Here is a 21,653-nt window from a genome sequence, read left to right as displayed (position 1 = left end):
GGCCCTTTCCTTGGTGCGGGTCATACGTCTTCAGCTGTGCGCGTCACGTGCACGCGCAACCCGGCCGACCAGTACGGCGAGGGGCGCCGCGATGATCGTCCACGCAACCGCGATTCCAGCGAGAATGGCGAGGAGCAGCATGGTCGTACCTCCGTTCGTTACGTCGTTGTAATTCCGGACACCCCCAGACTAGGTGTCCCCAGGCAAGCAGAACGGTCAAACCTCGAAAACACGCCGATGTTGCCCAGGAAATGGCAGTGTGTTAGGGCGCGAAGCGGACTCCACGCCACCCTTCAGGGGGCAGGAGCGGCCGTCGACGGGAGCACGGGACGCTGGACAGCGGAAGGACCGGTATCCGGCCGTCGCAAGGACGACGCGGCGGCGCGGACCACTCCGGCGATCGCCGCTCGACGGTCCTCGCACCCGGATGTCGTGCCCCCGGCAGGAATCGAACCTGCGGCCAAGAGATTAGAAGGCTCCTGCTCTATCCGCTGAGCTACGGGGGCGTCCGTCGTCCAGAGTACCCGGGGTCGCCCGCGAGGACCGCGAGCGACGCGGACCCGCTCAGCCCTGGACGAGTCCGACGACGCCGACCACCAGCGAGACCGCGGCGAGCAGCAGCGAGACGCCGATGAGGACCGTGTGGACGCGGAGGAACGTCGTCGCGCGCCCGGCGGCGTCCCGCGCCCGCGGGTCCTTCCGGACTCGACGGAGGAACGGCGGCCAGACCACCGCGTTCCACACGGCGTTGGCGATCAGGATCCAGCAGACGAGCGTCATCACGGGAGTCGATCCTACGAGGCGCTCAGGGCCGCCGCGTCGGCGCCCGCGGATAGACTTCCCCGCATGAGTAGCGCCCCCGACCGTCTTGTGTGGATCGACTGCGAGATGACGGGACTCGACCTGTCGGTCGACGAGCTCGTCGAGATCGCCGTCGTCGTCACCGACTTCGACCTCGAGCCCCTCGACGAGGGCCTCTCGATCGTGATCAAGCCCGACGCCTCCACGTTGGCGAGCATGGGCGACTTCGTCCGCACCATGCACGAGACCTCGGGCCTGCTCGAGGAGATCCCTTCCGGGGTGAGCGTGGCCGAAGCCGAGTACCAGGTGCTCGAGTACGTCCTCAAGCACGTGCCGAGCGAGCAGCACGCCCCGCTCGCCGGCAACACCATCGGCACCGACCGCGCGTTCCTCGCCAAGTTCATGCCGCGGCTCGACGGGCACCTGCACTACCGCAACGTCGACGTGTCGACGATCAAGGAGCTCGCCCGCCGCTGGTACCCGCGGATCTACTTCAACGCGCCGAAGAAGCACGGCGGCCACCGCGCGCTCGCCGACATCCTCGAGAGCATCAGGGAGCTGCGCTACTACCGCAAGGCGGCCTTCGTGGCTGAGCCCGGCCCGACCACCGCCGACGTCCAGGCCGTCTCGGCCGCCGTGGTGGACGAGTTCGCCTCTCGGATGTAGTAGTCTCGTACAGTTGCTTCGAGAGGGACACCCTCTCGGAACACCGTCCTGGTGGGTATAGCTCAGTTGGCAGAGCGCCTGGTTGTGGTCTAGGAGGTCGCGGGTTCGAGCCCCGTTACTCACCCCAGGAGGGCCCGGAGTCATCGACTCCGGGCCCTTTCTTCTTCAGCAGGAGGCGCCGATGCTCGATCTGGACGAGGACGCGTTCGAGAGCCTCGTGGTCGCCGAGCTCGACGCCCTGCCGGACGACATGGTCGACGGCCTCGAGAACGTGGTGTTCGTGGTGGAGGACCGCCCCGAGGACGGGTCCCTCGATCTCCTCGGCGTCTACGACGGAGTCGCTCTCACCGAGCGCGAGCGCTACGGCTTCGGCGAGATGCCGGACCGCATCGTGCTGTTCCGCGAGCCGCACCTCGCGGCGTGCGAGACGCTGGACGAGCTGCGCGACGAGATCCACGTGACGCTCGTCCACGAGATTGCGCACTTCTACGGCATCGACGACGACCGGCTGCACGAGCTCGGCTGGGCCTGACCGACCGGGATCAGCCGCTGCTGTCCAGGATCAGGTCGGCACCCTCACGCGGCCGCTCGCGCTCGCGGTAGCGCCGGAACTGCTCGTCCCACTCGTCCCAGTGCGCCTCGAAGAGCGCACCGTCGCGGCGGAGGGCGCGGCGTCGCCGCTCGACGTCGTCCGTCTCGATCCAGAGGGTGAGGTCGGAGACGGCCCTGCTCGCCGTGCACGCGGCGCCGCAGCCCTCCACGAGGAGGAGCCGCTCGCGCACCCGCACCGGACCGCCCGACGTCCCGCTCGCCCAGTTCCAGGGCCGCCACCGCCCTCCTCGGTGGAGCGCGTGCGGGCGGACGAGCCGGCGGGAGACGTCGCCGACGGCGCGCTCCAGCCCCGACCATCCCGGGTAGAGATCGTCCATCCGCACGAGCACGGCGTCGGGGGCTCCCGGCACCGCTCGCAGCTGACCGAGCAGGCTCTCGGCGAAGGTCGACTTGCCCGAGCCGCTCGGGCCGTCGACGAGGACGGTCCGAGCGCGCCGGTCCACGAGAGACCGCGCGAGTGCGCGCGCGGTCCTCGTCGTCAGGGGCTCAGCCACGGATCACGAAGCTCCAGGTGCCGGCGACCAGCGCCGCGGTCACGGCGAGGCCCGCGATCGCCGCTCCGCCCAGGACCAGCAGCACGTCGCCACCGCCGAAGCGGGACACCCGGGCCCAGGTCCGAGGCGTCTGCGCTCCGAAGCCCTTCGCCTCCATGGCCGTCGCCAGCCTGCTCCCCCGCCGGATGGCGAGCACCAGCAGCGAGAACGTGCGGCCGGCGAGGCTGCGCAGGGCGTGGACCGGTCCGCGTCCGTCGGCCACTCCGCGGGCGCGACGCGCCATCGACAGCGTCCTCCAGTCCTCGACGAGCAGGCCGACCAGTCGCATGCCCGCCAGACCCCCGAGCACGAAGCGCGACGGGAGGCGGAGGATCTGCGCGAGACCGTCCGCGAGGTCGGTCGGGTCGGTGGTCGCGATCAGCACCACGCTGGGCAGACCGATCGCGAGCACGCGGAGGGTGATGGCTCCTCCGAGCGCCAGCGACCCCTCGGTGACGCTCACGAACAGGAACTCGGCGAGGACGCCTCCGCTGTCGCGACCGTAGAGGACGGTGGTCATGCCCGCGAGGGGCGCGGCGATCAGCACCGGCGCGGTGCGGCGGAGGAGATCACCGAGGCGCAGCCCCGCGAAGGGCAGGACCAGCAGCTCGAGCGCCAGGGCGGTCGCCGCCGACACCGAGTCGAGGGTGAGGACGAGGACGACCGCGATCACGAGGCTCGCGAGCAGCTTCGCGACGGGATTCGCCCGGGCGATCCGCCCCCGCGCGGGGAGCGCCGTGAGGAGCGTCATCGCGGGACTCCTTCCTGTGCACCGAGCGGCACGACGGCGTCCGCGAGGGCGCCCACGAGGTGCTCGTCGTGGGTGACCGCGAGGATCGCGCGGCCCTCGGCGCGGAGCTCGGCCAGCAGGTCGATCACCACGTCCCAGGTGCGGCGGTCCTGGCCGAAGGTCGGCTCGTCGAGGACGACGACGGCGGGGCGACGAACGAGGGCGGAGGCGACGGCGAGCCGGCGCTTCTCACCTCCGGAGAGGGTGAAGGGGTTGGCGTCGGCCAGGGCCGACAGTCCGAGCCGGTCGAGCATCGCGTCGGCCCGCGCGCGCTCCGATCCGTTCCGGGTACCCAGATGCAGCTCCTGCCGCACCCGCGCCGTCAGGAACTGGTGCTCGGGTTCCTGGAAGACCATCGCGACCCGGTCGGCGAGCTCGGCCGAGCGCCAGCGGTGCGGATGCGGTGAGGCTCCGGCCCGGACCGCGTCCGAGGCGACGACCTCCCCGTCGGCGGGCGGCAGGAGCCCGGCCAGCGTGAGCGCGAGCGTCGACTTCCCCGCTCCGTTGGGGCCGAGGACGGCGGTGACCCGCCCCTCGGCGATCTCGAGATCGAGTCCGGAGGCGATCAGGGGCGGACGGCGGACGCCGAAGACCGGACGCGCCAACGCGAGGGCCGAGGTGCGCAGCGCGGCGGGTGCGGATCCTTCCGGGCCGGTCCGGCGCGCCGGGACGTCCCCCGGCAGCCAGACCCCCGCCGAGGCGAGGACCTCCCGCGCGTCGACGAGAACGGTCGCGGGGGCGCCGTCGGCGATCACGGCTCCGTCCGCACCCAGCACGACGACCCGGTCGACGAGGTCGATCCAGACGTCGACGCGGTGCTCGACGATCACGAGGGTCGCTCCCGAGCGCGCCGTGGTCCGCTCGACGGCGTCGCGCACCTCGCGGACGCCGCCCGGATCGAGATTGGCCGTCGGCTCGTCCAGCAGGAGGAGCCTCGGCCGCATGGCCAGGACGCCCGCGAGGGCGAGCCGCTGCTTCTGCCCGCCCGACAGGGCCGACGTCGACCGGTCGAGCGGCACCTCGAGCCCGACGTCCTCGAGGGCCTGCCGCACCCGCCCCGGGATCTCGGCCGCGGGGACGCCGAGGTTCTCGCACGCGAAGCCGACGTCGTCGCCCACCCGCGCCAGCACGGCCTGGGTGTCCGGATCCTGCAGCACGAGACCCGCCACCCCGCGGCGCCGCAGGGGCGACTCGCCGTCGACGGTCAGCTCACCGGTCGACGCGCCGTCCTCCTCACCGCCGAGGACTCCGGCGAGAGCGTGCAGCAGAGTGCTCTTGCCTGCGCCGGAGGGGCCGAGGAGGAGCACGCGCTCCCCCGGCCCGATCCCGAGGTCGAGCCCGGACACGGCCGACCGGGAGCGCCCGGCGTGCCGCCAGCTCCAGCCGCGGGCCGAGACGGCGGCACCGCTCATCGAGCGCCCGCGCCGGCGGTGTCGATCACCCTGCCCTCGCGCCCCGAGGCGAAGCGGTCGAGGGCTCCGGAGGCGGCCAGTCCGCGGACGGCGAGCCAGGGCAGGAGTCCCGCGAGGACGATGCCGGACACGATCGAGGAGACGATGTACACGCTGGCGAAGAGGCCGTCCACGCCCGCGTACCAGACGATCAGGTCGTTGATCGCGAGGGCGAGACCCGCACCGGCGCCGGCGAGCAGCGCCACGATCGGCCGGCCGCTGCGGTACAGGAAGAGGGCGAAGATCAGCTCGGCGCCCAGGCCCTGGACCAGTCCGGACAGCAGGACGAGATAGCCCCACTGGGTGCCGATCAGCGCGGAGACGACCGCGGCGACCAGCTCGGTGTAGAGCGCCGCTCCGGGCTTGCGGATGATCAGGCCGCCCAGGACGCCGGCGAAGAGCCAGCCGCCGCCGAGGATCCCGCCGAGTCCGGGGAGGAACTCGAAGGCGAGGCCGAGGACGTTGGTCGCGAGGCCCCAGGCCCAGAAGACGATGCCGCTCGCGACCGCGACGACGCTGGCCACGACGATGTCGACGACGCGCCAGCGGAGATCGCGGCGCGGGGTGGTGGGAAGGGTGGAGTTCTGCACTGACGTGCCCTTTCGTGGAAGCGAATGGAGGGCACGGGTAGGAAGAGGAGATCGAAACGTTCCTTCGCTGGCATGACCCAGATCAGGTTCGACGGTCGAAGGCTGCGTGCCTTCCTCTCAGTCCGGTGCACCGGACTCCCGTGTTCGTCAGCAATCATAGACAGCATGTCGTGGTCGGTGGTCGTCGTTGTCGCCGCCGTGCTGCTGGTCCTGCTCCAGGCGCTGCTGTGGCAGCGGCGTCGGCGCATCCGGAGGGAGCTGCTGGCCTTCGGGACGCGCGTGCAGGGACGGGTGCTGCCGAACGACGCATCGGTCCCGGGCACGCGAGACGAGCAGGCCGGTCGGCTGCTCGTCGCGTACCGCCTCGAGAACGGCGAGGAGCGACGCGCTCTAAAGGTCCCGCAGCGTCGGGGCGACGCCTGGATGGCCGGTGAGCCGGTCGCCGTCGTCTACGATCCGCGACGACCGGCCGACGCCGAGCGACTGATCGTCGGATTCGGCCGCACGCAGAAGAAGTGGTTCACCGCACGCCCTCAGCGCCTGGGCTGAGTTCCACGACGCAGATCAGCGCCTGGGCTGAGGACGGCGGCGGAGCCTACTTCTTGAGGGCGCGGATGAGACGGGCGAGAGCCTTGCCGGTCACCCAGACGAAGGGGATGCCCACGGCCAGGACCGACACGATGTTCGGCTGGAAGCGCAGTCCGAGGTCGTCCTTGATGTAGGCCCCGATCGGGACGACGGCTCCACCGCCACCGCCTCCGCCGCCCTCCTGGCCCTCCTCGGAGCCGCTGCCGCCGCCGAAGCCGAACCAGCGGAGTGCCACGGGGACCATCGTGGCGCCGTCGACGTCCACGGGCTCCCCGTAGATCGTCGCGGTTCCCGCGGAGGTGACTTTGTCGGCCAGGGACACGGCGATGTTGGGCATCCCCGAACGCTACTCCCGGGCTCGGCAGGGGGACAACCGCCGCGCGGGCTCGCACAGGACTCCCCCACCCCGGTCACCGGGGCAGCGGTCATACTCGACGGATGCCGCAGCGCCCCCGCCGACGCCACCCCCTCCGGGCGGCCGTCGTCGTGGGCGCGAGCGCCGTGCTCGCGGCGTTCCTCGCGGTGCATCGGATGCTGCCGGAGGCGGCGGGGTGGCTCTCCGTGCTCGAGACCGCGATCCCGTGGGCCGGCCTCCTCGTCCTCCTGCTGATCACCGCGGCCGTCGGCCTGCGCTCACGCGCCGCCGGGGCCGCGGTCACCGTGCTCGCCACCGTCTACGGCGTGCTCGTGCTGCCGGTGGCCGTGCCCGGCCCGGCCGTGCGGTCGGGCTCCTTCACCGTCGTCAGCCAGAACATCGCCGCCAGCGAGGACGCGGGCGCTCTCGCCCTCGAGCTCGCGTCGCGGGAGCCCGACGTGATCGCCCTCCAGGAGCTCGACGGCGAGGCGCGCGACGCGGTGGACGCGGAGCTGTCCGAGACCTACCCGTACTCCTTCGTCGTCGGCACCGTCGGGGTGTGGAGCCGGGAGGAGCTGTCGAACGCGGAACCGCTCGACCTCGGGCTGGGCTGGAACCGCGCCCTCGCCGTCGACATCGGGACGACGGTCGGTGCGACCCGGCTCTTCGTCGTCCACCTCGCCTCGTTCCGCCTCGGCGATCACGAGGAGCGGGACGTGATGCTCGGCCGACTCGCGGACGTCCTCGCTCAGGACGAGTCGGAGCGCACCCTGGTGATCGGCGACTTCAACACCGCTCCCGACGACCACCTGCTCGCCCCGGTCCTCGAGCAGGCGGCACTCGTGCGGACCTCGCGGATCGGCTTCCCCGCCACGTGGCCCTCGCTGCTCCCGCTCGTGAGCCTCGATCACGCCCTCGCCGACGGCGTCCCCGCCTCGACCGTGCAGGTGCTGCCGCCGAACGGGTCGGACCACCGGCCCGTCAGTCTGACGATCGGCTCCGCGTAGCGAGGGTGTCGCTGAGATCGATCCCCTTCGCCGATTCCGGCGCCGAGCGCGACAGCAGCGACGCCGGACGCACGGCCCCCGACCCGAACCTCGCCGCGACGCCGTCGACCGCGAGCTCGGCGTCGCGCCAGTCGTCGGAGTCGCTCCAGAGCGAGAAGGCGACCTCGTCGCCGTCGACGAGCTGCTCGCCGCGCACGCCGATCAGACGGACCGGTCGGCGCAGGGGATTCGCGGCCTCGAGCAGTGCGGACGAGGCCTCGTAGAGCACTCGCGCCACGTCGGTGGCCTCGGGCAGGGTGCGAGAGCGGGTGAGCGTGCTGAAGTCGCCGAAGCGGACCTTGACGGCGACGGTGCGGCACCGCACGCCCGAGCGGCGCAGGCGCACCGCCACCTTGTCGCACAGCCGCAGCAGCTCCCTCCGCACCAGTTCCGGATCGGCGACGTCGTCGGCGAAGGTGATCTCGTGACCCGCGCTCTTCTCGACCTGGCGGGTGTCGACCGGCCGGGGGTCGACTCCGTTCGAGAGGGCGTGCAGCCGACGCCCGGTCGCGTCGCCGAGGGAGCCGATGAGCACGGGCAGCGGGGTCGAGGCGACGTCGGCGACCGTCCGCAGTCCGCGCTTGAGCAGCGCCTCCTCGGTGCTCGCTCCGACGCCCCAGAGCGCGCTCACGGGCAGCGGATCGAGGAACTCGCGCACGCCGTCGGACGGGACGACCAGGAGGCCGTCGGGCTTGGAGCGGCCGGAGGCGAGCTTGGCGACGAACTTGGTGCTCGCGATGCCGACGGAGCAGGTGAGCCCGAGCTCGGACTGCACCCGCTCGCGGATCGCGGTGCCGATCGCGAAGGGCGAGCCGGAGATCCGGCGCGCACCGGCCACGTCGAGGAACGCCTCGTCGATGCTCAGGCGCTCGACCAGCGGGGTGAAGGAGTCGAAGATCGCCATCACGCGCCGCGACGCCTCGCGGTAGCGGTTCATGTGCGGTTCGAGGACCACGGCATGGGGGCACTTGCGGAGGGCGACGGCCATCGGCATGGCGGAGTTGACCCCGAACCGCCGCGCCTCGTAGGTGGCGGCGGTCACGACCGACCGCGAGCCGATGTGCCCGACGATCACCGGGCGGCCCCGCAGATCGGGACGCTCGAGGAGCTCGACCGAGGCGAAGAACGCGTCCATGTCGATGTGCATGATGCTGGCGCGCAAATCGTCGACGGGCTCGACCGTCACCTGCCGCCCGCTGCCGTCCTGCTTGCTCACGTACCGTCCTGCCCGCTGCGCCGTTCCCTCCCGCCATGCTCGCACGCACCTCCGACATCGCCGACCCGGGCAGTCGGCGACCGCTCCCCGGGAATGGCGCGGGGCTTCCGCCGGTTGTCCCGAGCACCGACGACGACGCTCCGGAGAAGACATGACGCACGAGCCCGCCTCCCCCACCGCCACCGAGATGAGCCGCTGGCTCGACCTCCAGCAGCGCGCCCACGCCGCCTTCGAGAGCCGCCTGGCCGCGGTCGAGGACTGGTCCGCTCCGACTCCCGACACCGAGTGGGACACCCGCGCACTGGTGCTGCACGTGGTGCGCGAGCAGCAGCGGGCGCACACCCTCCTGTCCGGCGGCGACGAGTCGCCCATCCGCCTCGAGCCCGTCGCCAGCGACCTCCGCAGCGAGTGGACCCGCGTCACCGCCGACGCGCGCGCCTCCGCCGCGTCCGCGCACCCCGACGCGGTCCTGCGCCTCGGACGCGACTCGGTCACGGCGCTCGAGCTGGTCCGCGAGCAGGTCTCGGACGTCACGATCCACACCTGGGACCTGGCGCGCGCGACCGGGGCCGACGAGACGCTCGACGAGGAGCTCGTCGCGGCCGTCTGGGAGCTCTTCGCCCCGCAGGAGGACACCCTGCGGGCCAGTGGGCTGTTCGCCGCACCCGTTCCCGTCGGCGAGGACGCGCCGCTGCAGCGCCGCCTCCTCGCGATCACCGGGCGCGACGACCGCCTCGCAGCCTGAACGCCGCTCCCATCCGCCGCGGGCAGGATGAGGGGACCACCGCTCACGCGGACGAGAGGGGCCCAGCGCCCCGACGAGGAGAGGAACGACCATGACACGCGTCGCCGTCATCGGAGCCCACGGCAAGGTCGGGCAGCAGATCCTGCACCTGCTGTACGACGCCGGGCACGAGTCCGTCGGAGTGATCCGCAATCCCGAGCACGCCGAGGACATCGTGCGCCTGGGCGGCGAGCCGCTCGTGCACGACCTCGAGGGCTCGACGGCCGAGGAGTTCGCCGCACTGCTCGAGGGCGTCGACGCCCTCGTCTTCTCGGCCGGCGCCGGCCCGGACTCGGGCATCGAGCGAAAGCGCACCGTCGACTTCGGCGCCTCGGTCCTCAGCCAGGAGGCCGCCGCCTCCGCCGGGATCCGCCGTTTCGTGCAGATCAGCGCCATCGGCGTCGACGAGCCGCTCGCGGACGACACCGAGGAGGTCTGGCGCGCCTACGTCGAGGCCAAGCGCGACGCCGACATGGCGCTGAAGGCCACCGACCTCGACTGGACGATCCTCCGGCCCGGCGGACTCACGACCGACGAGGGCACGGGCCGCATCGCGCTCGGCGAGACGGTCGAGCGCGGCAGCATCCCCCGCGAGGACGTCGCCGCCGTCGTGGTCGCCGTTCTCGAGCAGCCGTCCTCGATCGGGCGGACCTGGGAGCTGGTCTCGGGCGACGTGCCCATCGAGGACGCCGTCGCGCAGACCGCGTGACCCTTCCGGGCCGGCGTCCGCCTCGGGGCGGCGTCGGCCCGTGCACCTAGAGTGGTGCGGGTGAGCAGCCACGCGCCCCGTCCCTGGATCCGGAGCTACGCACCCGGCGTGCCGACCGAGCTGGAGCCCCCCGAGGGCTCGCTCCTCGACATCGTCACGGAGTCGGCCGAGCGCTATCCCGAGAAGGTGGCGCTCGAGTTCTTCGGCCGGTCCACGAGCTACGCGCAGCTGGCGGACGACGTGGAGCGCGTCGCGGAGGGTCTGCGCCGGCTGGGCGTGCGCGAGGGCGACCCGGTCGCGCTCATCCTCCCGAACTGCCCCCAGCACGTGATCGCCTTCTACGCGGTCCTCCGGCTGGGCGCCGTCGTCGTGGAGCACAACCCGCTCTACACGCCGCGGGAGCTGCGCCACCAGTTCGAGGACCACGGCGCCCGTGTCGCCATCGCCTGGGACCGCGTGGCGCCCCTGGTGCAGGAGCTACCCGCCGACCTCGGGGTCGAGACCGTGGTCGCCGTGGACCTCACGCGCGCCATGCCTGCTCCGATGCGCGCGGCCCTCCGCCTGCCGATCCGCAAGGCGCGGGAGTCGCGGGCCGCTCTGACCGGGCGCGTGCGCGGCGCGGTGGAGTGGTACTCCCTGCTCCGCCGCAGGATCGATCCCGCCCACCCCCGGCCGACGGCCGACGACCTCGCGGTGATCCAGTACACGAGCGGCACCACCGGAACACCGAAGGGCGCCGAGCTCACCCACCGCAACCTGACCGCCAATGCCGCGCAGTCGCGCGCATGGGTGCCGCAGGTGCGGCGGGGCGACTGCGTCGTCTACGCGGTCCTGCCCATGTTCCACGCGTACGGGCTCACCCTCTGCCTCACCTTCGCGATGAGCATGGGGGCGCGCCTCGTGCTGTTCCCGAAGTTCGACCCGGACCTCGTGCTGAAGGTCGTGCGGAAGCACCCGGCGACGTTCCTCCCCGCCGTCCCCCCGATCGCCGAGCGCCTCGCCGCACGGGCCCGCGAGAAGGGCGTCTCGCTGCAGGGCATCGAGATCGCGATCTCGGGCGCGATGCCGCTCGATCCGTCGCTGGTCGCCCGCTTCGAGGAGCAGACCGGCGGCACGCTCGTCGAGGGCTACGGACTGTCGGAGACCTCTCCGGTGCTCATGGCCAATCCCGTCAGCACCGCGCGCCGCGCAGGCACCGTGGGTCTCCCGCTGCCCGGGACGGACGTCCGCATCGTCGACCCCGAGGACCCGACGGTCGACGTCGCCCCCGGAGAGCAGGGCGAGCTGATCGTGCGCGGCCCTCAGGTGTTCCGCGGCTACCACCGCAAGCCCGAGGAGACCGCCGATGCGTTCACGAGCGAAGGCTGGTTCCGCACCGGCGACATCGCGACGATCGACGAGGACGGCTTCGTCAGCCTCGTCGACCGCATCAAGGAGCTGATCATCACCGGCGGCTTCAACGTCTCGCCGTCCGAGGTGGAGGAGGTGCTGCGCCGCCTCCCGGCCGTGCGAGACGCGGCCGTCGTGGGACTGCCCGATGCGCGCAGCGGCGAGATCGTCGCGGCGGCCGTCGTCCTCGAGCCGGGCGCGGACTTCGACGAGGCGCACGCCCGGGCCGTGGTCCGGGAGGCTCTGACCCCCTACAAGGTGCCGAAGCGGATCGTCGTGATCGACGAACTGCCGACGAACATGATCGGCAAGGTGCTGCGCCGCGAGGTGAAGGCCCGCCTCGTCGACGAGAGCTGAAGCCCCCGGACGGCACGAGGCCCCCGGTTCCGCTCGCGCGGGCCGGGGGCCTCGTCGTGCGCCCCGGGGCGCCGCCGGGTCAGATGTCGAAGCCGCCGAAGTCGCCGCCTCCACCGAAGTCGCCGCCTCCACCGAAGTCGCCGCCTCCACCGAAGTCTCCGCCGTAGTCGCCACCGCCGTCGGCTCCCGCTCCAGTGTCTCCGCCGTCGGCTCCGGCGTCGCCGCCCTCACCGCCGTCGCCTCCTTCACCGTCCGCGTAGTCGCCGCCGGCGTCCGGGAGGAATGCGCCGGCGATCGCGGATCCGATCGCGAAGCCCGCGATGGTGCCGAGCATCGACGAGGCGAGGACTCCGCCGAAGCCCATGCCTCCGGCACCCATCGCGCCGCCCTGGCCGCCGGCGAAGCGGCGCTCCATGAAGCCGGGCTGGCGCAGCTCGCTCCGGGTGGCCGACTGGGCGAGGGCCTGGGGGTCGTCGCTGCGCGGCGCGTCGCCGACCGGAGCGCCCTCGCTCAGCTCGCGGAAGACCTGCTTGCGCTGCTCGGGGGTCAGCTGCTCGAAGGCCTCGCGGTGCACCTGCTCGAGCGCTTCGGGCGGGGCGGTGCGGAGCAGGTAGCGGTAGCGCTCGATCGCGATGTCGTCCTCGCTGCGGGCTGGACGGCCGGGCGGGGTGCCGTACGCGGGCTGCCGCCCGTTCGCCGCCGCGCCGTGGCCGGAGTCGCGTCGCGCGTCCTCGGGGCGCTCCTCGCGCCCCAGCAGTCGGTCCAGGAATCCCATGATCTCCTCCTCGGCGCCGCCGGGAGGCGGTCGCTCACCGCCACGGTAGGCCCCGCGCTCCCACGTGTCCTGAGGATCCGCTCAGTGCGCGCTCCACGCGGGGCCGCCGTCCGTCACTTCTTGGGGATGACGACCCACATGATGAGGTACGCGATGATCTGCGGGCCGGGGAGCAGGCACGAGAGCACGAAGAGGAGCCGGACGAGGAACGGGCTCCAGCCGAAGCGGTTCGCGAGTCCGACGCAGACGCCGGCGATGATCTTTCCCTGACGAGGGCGAACGAGAGTGGACATGACTCCACTCTGGCGCAGTGCCGCTGGGAGCGGCATCCGGGGAACCCCCGAGAGACGGGTGCGCCACCCCGAGATCAGCGCGGCGGGCGTCAGTGGGGCGGGGTCGCTGCCGGGCTGCGGAGGAAGGCGGCGGCACGGTCCGCCTCGCCCCGGGGCCAGACCACGCGGAAGCGCTCGAAGACGACGCGATCGAGCGGCGACTCCGGGTCCTCGCGGGTGAAGTACCGGCGGTGCCCGCGCAGCCAGGACTCCCGCGAGCGGTCGCCCTCCCCCTCGGCCCAGGCGAACGCGTCGTCGACCGAGTCGAGCGGAGCGATCCGCACCTCGTCGGTGCGCAGTACGAGACGAGGGACGCCCGCGCCGTCGCAGACGATCCAGTGGTCGCCCGCCGCGGGAACCGGCTCGTCGCCGACCAGCGACGCGGTCGCCGTCTTGACCCCGCGCCGAACGAGCTCGAGCAGTTCGTCCGCGAGCTCGACGGAGTCGCCGAACGACTCGACAGGTGGCAGCGGCGAGGGTCCGGAGCCGGGGTACTCGGCCCACAGTCGCCGGGCCGCCTCGAGATCGGGCTCGGGCAGCGGTGTGCGCTCGGGCTCGTCCGGCAGGACGGCGAGGAGGTTGGCGCCGGCCAGCGCGGCCGGATCCTCCGGATGGTTGTCGGGCGTCTCGACCTCGTCGAACGGCCAGCGGGTGAGGAGCCAGCGCCGCGTGAAGGCGTCGAGCTCCTCCTCGATCCGGGAGCCGCGCAGCTCGGGCACGACCCACCACGAGGTCGAGGCGGTCCGCCCCTGCCCGGGGACGATGCTCAGAGCGCCGATCGCGGTGCTCCAGGTCTCATCCACCAGGAGGAAGGCGTGCACGCGTCCGTCCCGGGCGGCGGATTCGAGAGCGCGGAGCGCACGCACGTCGTCCTCGGGCTCGGCGGCCTCGGCGCCCTCGGGGAGGAGCGCCGCGAGCCAGGCCCGACGCTCCCCGATCACTCCGCGGAGCAGCTCGGCATCGCTGGACACGAGCGGACGCAGGAACCCGCCGCTCGGCAGATCGAGTCGCGCGGGAACGGAGGAGACCTCGGGCTCGTCGCTCATCGTCTCCTCCGCTCCCCGCGCACCGGCTCAGCCGGCGGCGCGCTCCAGTACCAGCTCGCGCACGCGAGCGGCGTCGGCCTGGCCCTTCATGGCCTTCATCACGGCGCCGATCACCGCACCGGCGGCCTGCACCTTGCCGTCGCGGATCTTGGCGAGCACGTCGGGCTGCGAGGCCAGAGCCGTGTCGATCGCCGCGATGAGCGCTCCGTCGTCCGAGACGACGGCGAGCCCACGGGCGTCGACGACCTCCTGGGGCGTGCCCTCGCCGGCGACGACGCCCTGCAGCACCTCGCGGGCGAGGCGGTCGGTGAGCGTGCCGCTCTCGACGAGTCCGGCCAGCTCGGCCACCTGCGTCGGCGTGACGAGCGCGGAAGGGTCCTGGCCCGCCGCGTTGGCGAGCCGTGCGATCTCACCGGTCCACCACTTGCGGGCGGCCTGCGGAGTCGATCCGGCCGTGACCGTCTCGGTGATCTCGACCAGCAGACCGCTGTTCGCGACGTCCTGGAACTCGAGGTCGGTGAAGCCCCAGTCGGCCTTCAGACGGCGACGGCGGGCGGCCGGCTTCTCGGGGAGGGCGGCGCGCAGCTCCTCGATCAGCTCGGGCGAGGGCACGACCGGCAGCAGGTCGGGCTCGGGGAAGTAGCGGTAGTCGTCGGCGTCGCTCTTGGGGCGACCGGCGGAGGTGCGGCCGGTGTCCTCGTGCCAGTGGCGCGTCTCCTGCGTGATCGTGCCGCCGGCGGCGAGGATCGCGGCCTGCCGCTGGATCTCGTAGCGGACTGCGCGCTCGACGGAGCGGAGCGAGTTGACGTTCTTCGTCTCGGTGCGGGTGCCGAGCTTCTCCTGGCCCCAGGGGCGGAGCGAGACGTTGGCGTCGCAGCGAAGGTTGCCGCGCTCCATCTTCGCGTCGGAGATCCCGAGGGCGAGGACGATGTCCCGGATGGTCGCCACGTAGGCCTTGGCGAACTCCGGTGCGTTCTTCCCGGCGCCGAAGATCGGCTTGGTGACGATCTCGACGAGGGGCACGCCCGCGCGGTTGTAGTCGACGAGCGAGTACTCGGCACCCTGGATGCGGCCGGTGGACCCGCCGACGTGCGTGAGCTTGCCGGCGTCCTCCTCCATGTGGGCGCGCTCGATCGGGATGTCGACGAGCGTGCCGTCGGCCAGCTCGACCTCGACCGAGCCCTCGAACGCGATCGGCTCGTCGAACTGCGAGATCTGGTAGTTCTTCGCGAGGTCCGGGTAGAAGTAGTTCTTCCGGGCGAAGCGGCTCGACGGGGCGATCGAGCAGCCGAGGGCCAGCCCCAGGCTGATCGAGTACCGGACGGCCTGCTCGTTGACGACCGGGAGCGAGCCCGGGAGTCCGAGGTCGACCGGGGTGACGTTCGTGTTGGGCTCGGAGCCGAACTCGTTCGGCGCGTCCGAGAACATCTTGGTCTTCGTGTTGAGCTCGATGTGCACCTCGAAGCCGAGGACCGGCTCGAAGCGCTCGAAGACCTCGTCGTAGTCCATGAGCTCGGGGACGGACGTGTGCGCGGAGGCCATCAGACGGCACCTTCCTCGGAGGCGAACTGCTCGGCAGGAGCGAGATCGGGGGCCTTCGCGAGGAGCGGGTGACCCCAGTGCTCCTCGAGCAGGGCCTCGAGCGCTCCGCCGACGGTGTAGAGACGCACGTCCTCGCGGGCGGGGGCGAGGAACTGGATGCCGACCGGCAGTCCGTCCTCGTCGGCGAGCCCCGCGGGGACGGAGATGCCGGGGATGCCGGCGAGGTTGGCGGGGATGGTCGCGATGTCGCCGCGGTACATCGCCAGCGGATCGTCGAGCTTCTCGCCGAGGCGGTAGGCGGTGGTCGGCGCGGTCGGCGACGCGATGACGTCGACGGAGGCGAACGCCGCGTCGAAGTCGCGCTGGACGAGCGTGCGCACCTTCTGCGCGCTGCCGTAGTAGGCGTCGTAGTAGCCGGCCGAGAGCGCGTAGGTGCCCAGGATGATGCGGCGCTTGACCTCGGGCCCGAAGCCCTGCTCACGGGTGGCCGCCATGACCTGCTCGACCGTGCCGCCGCCCTGGGGCGTGACCCGCAGACCGAAGCGGACGGAGTCGAACTTCGCGAGGTTGCTGGAGGCCTCCGCAGGCAGGATCAGGTAGTAGGCGGCGACCGCGTGCTCGATGCTCGGGGCGCTCACCTCGACGATCTCGGCTCCGGCCTTCTCGAGCACCGCGAGGGCCTCGTGGAAGCGCGCGAGGACGCCGGGCTGGAAGCCCTCGCCGCCGTCGAGCTCCTTGAGGACTCCGATGCGCATCCCCGTCACGTCGGCGCGGCGGACGGCGTCGGCGAAGGAGGGCCAGGTGTCGCGGAGGGACGTGGAGTCCCGCGGGTCGTGCCCGGCGATCACGTCGTGCAGCAGGGCGGAGTCGAGGACGGTCCGCGAGACGGGGCCGATCTGGTCGAGGCTGGAGGCGAGGGCGATCGCTCCGTAGCGCGAGACGCCGCCGTAGGTCGGCTTGACGCCGACGGTGCCGGTGACGTGAGCGGGCTGGCGGATCGAGCCGCCGGTGTCGGAGCCGAGGGCCAGCGGCGCCTCGTAGCTCGCGACGGCCGCCGCCGAGCCTCCGCCGGAGCCGCCGGGGATGCGGTCGAGATCCCACGGGTTGTGGGTGGGTCCGTACGCGGAGCGCTCGGTGGTCGAGCCCATCGCGAACTCGTCCATGTTGGTCTTGCCGATCGGCACGAGCCCGGCGGCGCGGACCTTCGTCATGACCGTCGCGTCGTACGGGGGGCGCCAGCCCTCGAGGATCCGCGAGCCGCTGGTGGTCGGCATGTCGTTCGTGACGATGACGTCCTTGACGGCCAGCGGGATCCCGGCGAGCGGATGGAGGGACTCCCCCGCCGCGCGGCGGCGGTCGATGTCGGCGGCGGTGCCGACCGCTGCCTCCTCGGCCACGTGCAGGAACGCGTGCACCGCGGAGTCGACCGACGCGATCCGGTCGAGGTGCGCGCGGGTGGCCTCCGTGGACGAGATCGACCCGTCGACGAGCCTCTCGGAGAGCGCGGAGGCGCTCAGGCGGATGATCTCCTCGCCGTGCGCGCTCACTGCTCCTCCCCCAGGATCGCGGACACCTGGAAGCGGCTGCCGTCGTGCTCGGGGGCGCCCGAGAGGGCCTGCTCACGGGTGAGCGTCTCGCCGACCACGTCGGGGCGGAAGACGTTCTCGAGCGGGATCGGGTGGCTGGTCGCCGGCACGTCGGGGGTGGCGACGGCCTGGACCGCGGCCACGGAGTCGACGATCTGGCCGAGCTCCCGCGTCATGTTCTGGATCTCCTCGGGTGTGAGGTCGATCCTGGCCAGCTGGGCCAGATGGGCGACCGTCTCGGCCGTGATCTCGGACATACGTCTCCATCGGTGGTTCGTGAGGATGCGGCGACCAGTCTACCGAGCGGCTCCGCGCCGCCCGGCCAGGGCGCACGGCCACGACCACGCGGCCGCAGCAGCGAGCGGGCCGTCCGCCCGGTGCTCAGGTGTTCTCGGCGGGGGGCTCCTCTGCGGCGGGCTCCGACCCTCCGGCGACGGGCTCCCGAGCGGCGGGGTCCTCGGCGGCCGCCGCCTCGGCAACCGACGCCTCGGGCTTTTCCGCCTTGGGCTCCTCCGCCTCGGGCTCCTCCGCCTCGGGGAGGGCGATCGCGGCGGGCCCCTCGGTCACGAGCAGGTGGAACTGCGCCGCGTCGATGATCCGCACGCCGAGCTGCTCCGCCTTGCCGAGCTTGCTCCCGGCTCCCGGGCCGGCCGCGACGTAGTCGGTCTTCTTGGACACGCTCGAGCCGGCCTTGCCGCCCGCCTGCATGATCGCCTCGAGAGCGCCCTCGCGCGAGTAGCCCTCGAGAGACCCGGTCGCGACGACGGTGAGCCCGGCGAGGACGCCGCCCGCCGCCTCCGCAGCTCCGGGACCGGGGTGGCCCGGCGTGGAGAAGCGCACTCCCGCGGCCGCCCAGCGGTCGACGATCTCGCGGTGCCAGTCGACGTCGAACCAGTCGAGGAGGGCGTCGGCGATGATCCCGCCCACTCCGTCGACGGCGGCGAGCTCCTCGCGGCCGGCCGCGCGGATCGCGTCGAGCGAGCCGAAGTAGCCCGCGAGCGCCCGAGCGGCCACGGGGCCGACGTGCCGGATGCTCAGCGAGACGAGCAGGCGCCACAACTCCTTCGTCTTCGCCCTGTCGATGTTCTCGATCAGGCGCGTCGCGTTCGTGGACGGGACTGCGGCCTCGTCTCCGGCGAAGACGGACGCGCCGGGATCGAACGGACCGTCCTTCGCGACCTGGCGCTTGCGCTGGAAGGGCCGGACGACCTTGGGCCGCCCGGCGGCGTCGAGCTTCTCGAGACCCGTCTCGGAGTCGCGGACGACGACCTCGATCGGGAAGAGGTCGGCGAGGGTGAGCTCGAACAGGCCCGCCTCGGTGCGCAGCGGAGGCTCCGCCGGGACGAGCGGCTGCGTCAGCGCGGCGGCGCTGACCTCGCCGAGCGCCTCGATGTCGAGGGCCCCGCGACCGCCGATGTGCTCGACGCGCCCGCGCACCTGGGCGGGGCAGGACTCGGCGTTCGGGCAGCGCAGATCGACGTCGCCCTCCTTGGAGGGGGCGAGGGTCGTGCCGCACTCGGGACAGGCCGTCGGCATCACGAACTCGCGCTCGGAGCCGTCGCGCAGCTCGACGACGGGCCCGAGCACCTCGGGGATCACGTCACCGGCCTTGCGCAGCACCACGGTGTCGCCGATCAGCACGCCCTTGACCTTCACGACATCGGCGTTGTGCAGCGTGGCCTGGCGCACCTCGGATCCCGCCACCTTGACCTTCTGCATGACCGCGAAGGGAGTGGCGCGACCCGTGCGGCCGACGCTCACCACGATGTCGAGCAGCTTGGTGTGCACCTCCTCGGGCGGGTACTTGTAGGCGATGGCCCAGCGAGGGGCACGACTCGTGGCGCCGAGCTCGTCGTGCAGGGCGAGCTCGTCGACCTTGACGACCACTCCGTCGATCTCGTGCTCGACCGAGTGCCGCTCGCGACCGTACTTCTCGACGAAGGCGAGGACGTCGTCGACCGACTCGGAGACGCGGTTGTGCGCACTGACCGGGAGGCCCCACGAGGCGAGGAGGCCGTACACCTCGGACTGCGCCGCGACCGGCGGATCGGGCCAGGCGCCGAGGCCGTGCACGTAGAGCGCGAGGGACTGCACCCGCGCCTCGCCGGCCCGCAGGTCGAGCCCCGACTTCTTGTCGAGCTGCTGGCGCAGGCCGCCGCTCGCCGCGTTGCGCGGGTTGGCGAAGGTCGGGAAGCGGCGCAGTGCGCTGTCGCGGGCCCCCTCCTCCTCGAACGGCTTGCGGGTCGCCTCCGGGCGCGCCGCCCAGCGGGCGCGCGACTCCTCGACGGCCTCCTCGCGCAGCCGCTCCTGCAGGGCGTTGAGCTCGGCGAAGGCCTTCACCGGGATGAAGACCTCGCCGCGCACCTCGACGAGGGTCGGGTGGCCCTCCCCCGAGAGCTGCTCCGGGATGCCGGCCAGCCGGACCGCGTTCACGGTGACGTCCTCGCCGGTGCGGCCGTCGCCGCGGGTGGCGGCGGTGACGAGGCGCCCGTGCTCGTAGCGGAGCGAGATGGCGAGACCGTCGATCTTCAGCTCGGTGAGCCACGAGATCGCGCGACCCGAGGACGCGACCGTCTTCTCGCACCACTCGCGCAGCTCGTCGGCCGAGAACACGTTGTCGAGCGACAGCATCCGCTCGGCGTGGTCGATCGGAGCGAGGCCCGCGGCCACGATCCCGCCGACGATCACGGTCGGCGAGTCCTCGGTGGCGAGCTCGGGGTGCTCGGCCTCGAGTGCGGCCAGCTCGCGGACCAGGGCGTCGTACTCGGCGTCGGAGAGGACCGAGGCGTCGGCCGCGTAGTAGTTCTCGCTCGCGGTTCGGATCCGCTCGCGCAGCTCGTCGACCCGCGGACCGACGGGGACGTCGGCGGCCATCAGAGCGCGCCCACGAGGTCGGCGGCGACGGTGCGGTCGATCGTGCACTGGCCGAGGACTCGCGTGCCGAGGTAGACGACGGCGGTCTGCCCAGGAGCGACGCCGTCGAGAGGGGAGTCGGGGGTGATCACGAGCTCGACACTGCCATCGACCTCCGACACCACCGCGGTGGCCGGCACCGGGTCGGCGTGCGCGCGGATCTGGACGTCGCAGCGGAAGGGAGTCGCGGCGTCCTCGGGCGCGGCGCCGGCCCAGGTGAACCGGGATCCCGCGATCCGTCCGATGCGCAGCGCCTCCCGCGGACCCACGACCACCTCGTTGGTCTTCGGCCGCACCTCGAGCACGAAGCGGGGACGTCCGTCGGCGGCCGGCACTCCGAGGTGGAGGCCCCGCCGCTGGCCCACCGTGTACCCGTGCGCACCCTCGTGCGCGCCGACGACCGCTCCGTCGCGGTCGACGATCGCGCCCGACTCCGGAGCGACGCGCTCGGAGAGCCAGCCGCGGGTGTCGCCGTCGGGGATGAAGCAGATGTCGTAGCTGTCGGGCTTGTTCGCGACGCTCAGACCCCGAGCGGCGGCCTCGGCGCGGACGACCGCCTTCGACGGCGTCGTCCCCAGCGGGAACATCGAGTGGGCGAGCTGCTCGGCGGTCAGCACGCCCAGCACGTAGGACTGGTCCTTCGCCTCGTCGCTGGCACGGTGCAGCTCGCGCCCGCCATCGGGCAGGGTGACGAGGGAGGCGTAGTGGCCGGTGCACACGGCGTCGAAGCCGAGGTCGAGCGCCTTCTCGAGCAGGGCGGCGAACTTGATCCGCTCGTTGCAGCGCATGCACGGGTTGGGCGTGCGGCCCGCGGAGTACTCGGCCACGAAGTCGTCCACGACGTCGAGTTTGAAGCGCTCCGAGAAGTCCCAGACGTAGTACGGGATGCCGAGGACGTTCGCGGCGCGCTGCGCGTCCATCGAGTCCTCGATCGTGCAGCAGCCGCGGCTGCCCGTCCGGAGCGTGCCCGGCATGCGGCTGAGCGCGAGATGGACGCCGACCACGTCGTGCCCCGCCTCCACTGCCCGGGCCGCGGCCACCGCCGAGTCCACTCCACCACTCATCGCCGCGAGAACCTTCACCGTCCGAGTCTACGAGCGGGCGGGCGGCGCGCGCAGTCCGGGCTCAGGTCGCGGGCAGGACCGCCCGGTTCGACAGACCGGCGCGGGCCGCCCGGGTGTAGGCCGCGGGCAGAGCCGCGAGCACCGCGTCGATGTCGGCGTCGGTCGTGGTGCGGCCGAGGGTCAGGCGCAGGACGCCCCTGGCCTCGTCCTCGCTCCGGCCGAGGGCCATGACGACGTGGGAGGGCTCGGGGATCCCGGCGGTGCAGGCCGACCCCGTCGACACCGAGACGCCGGCCATGTCGAGCAGCAGCAGGAGGGAGTCGCCCTGGGCGCCCGGGAACGCGAAGTGCGCGTTGTTCGCCGCACGACGCCCGGAGTCGACGGCGGGGCCGGTGAGGGTCGCACCCGGCACCGCTGCGAGCACACCGGCGACGAGGCGGTCGCGCAGGGCGACTCCCTCCTGCTGCTGCTCGACATGGCCGGCGTCTCGGTGTCGACGGGGTCGGCC

23 protein-coding genes, 2 tRNA genes and 1 riboswitch are annotated in these 21,653 nt (G+C 72.7%); of the genes, 8 read left to right on the top strand and 17 right to left on the bottom strand.

The features are described 5' to 3' along the window. Positions 1-433: 433 nt before the first annotated feature. Both NB037_RS07125 and NB037_RS07120 read right to left on the bottom strand, forming a co-directional pair. Positions 434-506: transfer RNA gene (locus NB037_RS07125), tRNA-Arg, on the bottom strand. A 58-nt stretch (positions 507-564) separates the two neighbouring features. Continuing rightward, positions 565-780, bottom strand: coding sequence for an SCO4848 family membrane protein (locus tag NB037_RS07120; RefSeq protein WP_372490714.1), 216 nt, complete (start codon positions 778-780; stop codon positions 565-567). Between the two features lie 66 nt (positions 781-846). Here NB037_RS07120 and orn point away from each other — a divergent pair, with 66 nt between their 5' ends. The 3 genes from orn to NB037_RS07105 all read left to right on the top strand — a co-directional run bounded on the left by orn (position 847) and on the right by NB037_RS07105 (position 1,999). Further along, on the top strand, positions 847-1,467 hold the full coding sequence (gene orn / locus NB037_RS07115; RefSeq protein ID WP_251944608.1) for an oligoribonuclease: 621 nt from the start codon (positions 847-849) through the stop codon (positions 1,465-1,467). Positions 1,468-1,518: 51 nt separating this feature from the next. After that, a tRNA-His gene (locus NB037_RS07110) sits at positions 1,519-1,594 on the top strand. A 54-nt stretch (positions 1,595-1,648) separates the two neighbouring features. Beyond that, complete coding sequence (locus tag NB037_RS07105) at positions 1,649-1,999, top strand: metallopeptidase family protein (RefSeq protein ID WP_251944607.1); 351 nt, start codon at positions 1,649-1,651, stop codon at positions 1,997-1,999. A gap of 10 nt (positions 2,000-2,009) precedes the next feature. Here the strand turns inward: NB037_RS07105 and NB037_RS07100 are convergent, their stop codons facing one another. From NB037_RS07100 to NB037_RS07085, 4 genes are read right to left on the bottom strand one after another with little or no spacing between them, the layout of a single operon-like run. Continuing rightward, entirely contained in the window at positions 2,010-2,573 is a 564-nt protein-coding gene (locus NB037_RS07100; RefSeq protein WP_251944606.1) for a nucleoside/nucleotide kinase family protein, read from the bottom strand. Continuing rightward, positions 2,566-3,363 carry an energy-coupling factor transporter transmembrane component T family protein gene (locus NB037_RS07095; protein ID WP_251944605.1) on the bottom strand — a complete coding sequence of 266 codons (798 nt, stop codon included), beginning with the start codon at positions 3,361-3,363 and terminating at the stop codon, positions 2,566-2,568. The genes NB037_RS07100 and NB037_RS07095 overlap by 8 nt, the downstream gene beginning before the upstream one ends. After that, positions 3,360-4,814, bottom strand: a complete 1,455-nt coding sequence (locus tag NB037_RS07090) for an ABC transporter ATP-binding protein (RefSeq protein WP_251944604.1) — start codon at positions 4,812-4,814, stop codon at positions 3,360-3,362. The genes NB037_RS07095 and NB037_RS07090 overlap by 4 nt, the downstream gene beginning before the upstream one ends. After that, positions 4,811-5,443, bottom strand: a complete 633-nt coding sequence (locus tag NB037_RS07085; protein ID WP_251944603.1) for an ECF transporter S component — start codon at positions 5,441-5,443, stop codon at positions 4,811-4,813. The genes NB037_RS07090 and NB037_RS07085 overlap by 4 nt, the downstream gene beginning before the upstream one ends. Positions 5,444-5,485: 42 nt before the next feature. Next, a riboswitch (TPP riboswitch) is annotated at positions 5,486-5,594 on the bottom strand. A 14-nt stretch (positions 5,595-5,608) separates the two neighbouring features. Here NB037_RS07085 and NB037_RS07080 point away from each other — a divergent pair. After that, positions 5,609-5,992 (top strand): DUF3592 domain-containing protein, encoded by a 384-nt coding sequence (locus tag NB037_RS07080; RefSeq protein ID WP_251944602.1) that lies wholly within the window; start codon positions 5,609-5,611, stop codon positions 5,990-5,992. Between the two features lie 46 nt (positions 5,993-6,038). Here NB037_RS07080 and NB037_RS07075 read toward each other — a convergent pair whose 3' ends face one another. Next, entirely contained in the window at positions 6,039-6,368 is a 330-nt protein-coding gene (locus NB037_RS07075) for a hypothetical protein (protein WP_251944601.1), read from the bottom strand. Between the two features lie 101 nt (positions 6,369-6,469). Between NB037_RS07075 and NB037_RS07070 the strand changes: the two genes are divergently transcribed. Continuing rightward, positions 6,470-7,393, top strand: coding sequence for an endonuclease/exonuclease/phosphatase family protein (locus NB037_RS07070; protein ID WP_251944600.1), 924 nt, complete (start codon positions 6,470-6,472; stop codon positions 7,391-7,393). Here NB037_RS07070 and dinB read toward each other — a convergent pair. Further along, complete coding sequence (gene dinB, locus NB037_RS07065) at positions 7,368-8,648, bottom strand: DNA polymerase IV (RefSeq protein WP_251944598.1); 1,281 nt, start codon at positions 8,646-8,648, stop codon at positions 7,368-7,370. The two genes, NB037_RS07070 and dinB, sit on opposite strands and share 26 nt — an antisense overlap. Before the next feature lie 151 nt (positions 8,649-8,799). Between dinB and NB037_RS07060 the strand changes: the two genes are divergently transcribed. The 3 genes from NB037_RS07060 to NB037_RS07050 all read left to right on the top strand — a co-directional run bounded on the left by NB037_RS07060 (position 8,800) and on the right by NB037_RS07050 (position 11,887). Further along, a complete protein-coding gene (locus tag NB037_RS07060; RefSeq protein ID WP_207405556.1) occupies positions 8,800-9,393 on the top strand; it encodes a TIGR03086 family metal-binding protein in 594 nt (197 codons plus the stop codon). Positions 9,394-9,484: 91 nt separating this feature from the next. Beyond that, positions 9,485-10,141, top strand: coding sequence for an SDR family oxidoreductase (locus tag NB037_RS07055; RefSeq protein WP_251944596.1), 657 nt, complete (start codon positions 9,485-9,487; stop codon positions 10,139-10,141). A 60-nt stretch (positions 10,142-10,201) separates the two neighbouring features. Then, positions 10,202-11,887: a long-chain-fatty-acid--CoA ligase gene (locus NB037_RS07050; RefSeq protein WP_251944594.1), complete on the top strand. Its 1,686-nt coding sequence runs from the start codon at positions 10,202-10,204 to the stop codon at positions 11,885-11,887. 79 nt (positions 11,888-11,966) lie between these two features. Here NB037_RS07050 and NB037_RS07045 read toward each other — a convergent pair whose 3' ends face one another. The 9 genes from NB037_RS07045 to NB037_RS07005 form a co-directional block, all read right to left on the bottom strand. Continuing rightward, positions 11,967-12,662, bottom strand: coding sequence for a hypothetical protein (locus NB037_RS07045; RefSeq protein ID WP_251944592.1), 696 nt, complete (start codon positions 12,660-12,662; stop codon positions 11,967-11,969). A gap of 113 nt (positions 12,663-12,775) precedes the next feature. Then, positions 12,776-12,955: a PspC domain-containing protein gene (locus NB037_RS07040; protein ID WP_251944590.1), complete on the bottom strand. Its 180-nt coding sequence runs from the start codon at positions 12,953-12,955 to the stop codon at positions 12,776-12,778. Between the two features lie 89 nt (positions 12,956-13,044). Further along, positions 13,045-14,040 carry an ASCH domain-containing protein gene (locus NB037_RS07035; RefSeq protein ID WP_251944588.1) on the bottom strand — a complete coding sequence of 332 codons (996 nt, stop codon included), beginning with the start codon at positions 14,038-14,040 and terminating at the stop codon, positions 13,045-13,047. A 27-nt stretch (positions 14,041-14,067) separates the two neighbouring features. Further along, a complete protein-coding gene (gene gatB, locus NB037_RS07030; protein WP_251944586.1) occupies positions 14,068-15,582 on the bottom strand; it encodes an Asp-tRNA(Asn)/Glu-tRNA(Gln) amidotransferase subunit GatB in 1,515 nt (504 codons plus the stop codon). Then, entirely contained in the window at positions 15,582-17,129 is a 1,548-nt protein-coding gene (gene gatA, locus NB037_RS07025; protein WP_251944584.1) for an Asp-tRNA(Asn)/Glu-tRNA(Gln) amidotransferase subunit GatA, read from the bottom strand. Before gatA ends, gatB begins: the two co-directional genes overlap by 1 nt. After that, on the bottom strand, positions 17,126-17,425 hold the full coding sequence (gene gatC / locus NB037_RS07020; RefSeq protein ID WP_173892315.1) for an Asp-tRNA(Asn)/Glu-tRNA(Gln) amidotransferase subunit GatC: 300 nt from the start codon (positions 17,423-17,425) through the stop codon (positions 17,126-17,128). Before gatC ends, gatA begins: the two co-directional genes overlap by 4 nt. 124 nt (positions 17,426-17,549) lie before the next feature. Continuing rightward, on the bottom strand, positions 17,550-20,042 hold the full coding sequence (ligA, locus tag NB037_RS07015; RefSeq protein ID WP_251944582.1) for an NAD-dependent DNA ligase LigA: 2,493 nt from the start codon (positions 20,040-20,042) through the stop codon (positions 17,550-17,552). Then, a complete protein-coding gene (gene mnmA, locus NB037_RS07010; protein ID WP_308202060.1) occupies positions 20,042-21,163 on the bottom strand; it encodes a tRNA 2-thiouridine(34) synthase MnmA in 1,122 nt (373 codons plus the stop codon). Before mnmA ends, ligA begins: the two co-directional genes overlap by 1 nt. A 43-nt stretch (positions 21,164-21,206) precedes the next feature. After that, positions 21,207-21,653, bottom strand: a 447-nt coding sequence (locus tag NB037_RS07005) for an aminotransferase class V-fold PLP-dependent enzyme (RefSeq protein ID WP_251944580.1), incomplete at its 5' end; no start/stop codon positions are given.

The sequence above is a fragment of the Rathayibacter rubneri genome (genome assembly GCF_023743255.1).
Taxonomy (GTDB): Bacteria; Actinomycetota; Actinomycetes; order Actinomycetales; family Microbacteriaceae; genus Rathayibacter; species Rathayibacter rubneri.
This window is presented reverse-complemented; position numbering and strand designations above follow the sequence as displayed.

Coding starts and splice junctions, on each gene's coding strand:
- ligA (WP_251944582.1), bottom strand. CDS start 20,042: ATGGCCGCCGACGTCCCCGTCGGTCCGCGGGTCGACGAGCTGCGCGAG.
- NB037_RS07080 (WP_251944602.1), top strand. CDS start 5,609: ATGTCGTGGTCGGTGGTCGTCGTTGTCGCCGCCGTGCTGCTGGTCCTG.
- gatB (WP_251944586.1), bottom strand. CDS start 15,582: ATGGCCTCCGCGCACACGTCCGTCCCCGAGCTCATGGACTACGACGAG.
- NB037_RS07120 (WP_372490714.1), bottom strand. CDS start 780: ATGACGCTCGTCTGCTGGATCCTGATCGCCAACGCCGTGTGGAACGCG.
- NB037_RS07040 (WP_251944590.1), bottom strand. CDS start 12,955: ATGTCCACTCTCGTTCGCCCTCGTCAGGGAAAGATCATCGCCGGCGTC.
- NB037_RS07045 (WP_251944592.1), bottom strand. CDS start 12,662: ATGGGATTCCTGGACCGACTGCTGGGGCGCGAGGAGCGCCCCGAGGAC.
- orn (WP_251944608.1), top strand. CDS start 847: ATGAGTAGCGCCCCCGACCGTCTTGTGTGGATCGACTGCGAGATGACG.
- NB037_RS07070 (WP_251944600.1), top strand. CDS start 6,470: ATGCCGCAGCGCCCCCGCCGACGCCACCCCCTCCGGGCGGCCGTCGTC.
- NB037_RS07105 (WP_251944607.1), top strand. CDS start 1,649: ATGCTCGATCTGGACGAGGACGCGTTCGAGAGCCTCGTGGTCGCCGAG.
- NB037_RS07090 (WP_251944604.1), bottom strand. CDS start 4,814: ATGAGCGGTGCCGCCGTCTCGGCCCGCGGCTGGAGCTGGCGGCACGCC.
- NB037_RS07075 (WP_251944601.1), bottom strand. CDS start 6,368: ATGCCCAACATCGCCGTGTCCCTGGCCGACAAAGTCACCTCCGCGGGA.
- gatC (WP_173892315.1), bottom strand. CDS start 17,425: ATGTCCGAGATCACGGCCGAGACGGTCGCCCATCTGGCCCAGCTGGCC.
- NB037_RS07095 (WP_251944605.1), bottom strand. CDS start 3,363: ATGACGCTCCTCACGGCGCTCCCCGCGCGGGGGCGGATCGCCCGGGCG.
- NB037_RS07060 (WP_207405556.1), top strand. CDS start 8,800: ATGACGCACGAGCCCGCCTCCCCCACCGCCACCGAGATGAGCCGCTGG.
- NB037_RS07035 (WP_251944588.1), bottom strand. CDS start 14,040: ATGAGCGACGAGCCCGAGGTCTCCTCCGTTCCCGCGCGACTCGATCTG.
- NB037_RS07055 (WP_251944596.1), top strand. CDS start 9,485: ATGACACGCGTCGCCGTCATCGGAGCCCACGGCAAGGTCGGGCAGCAG.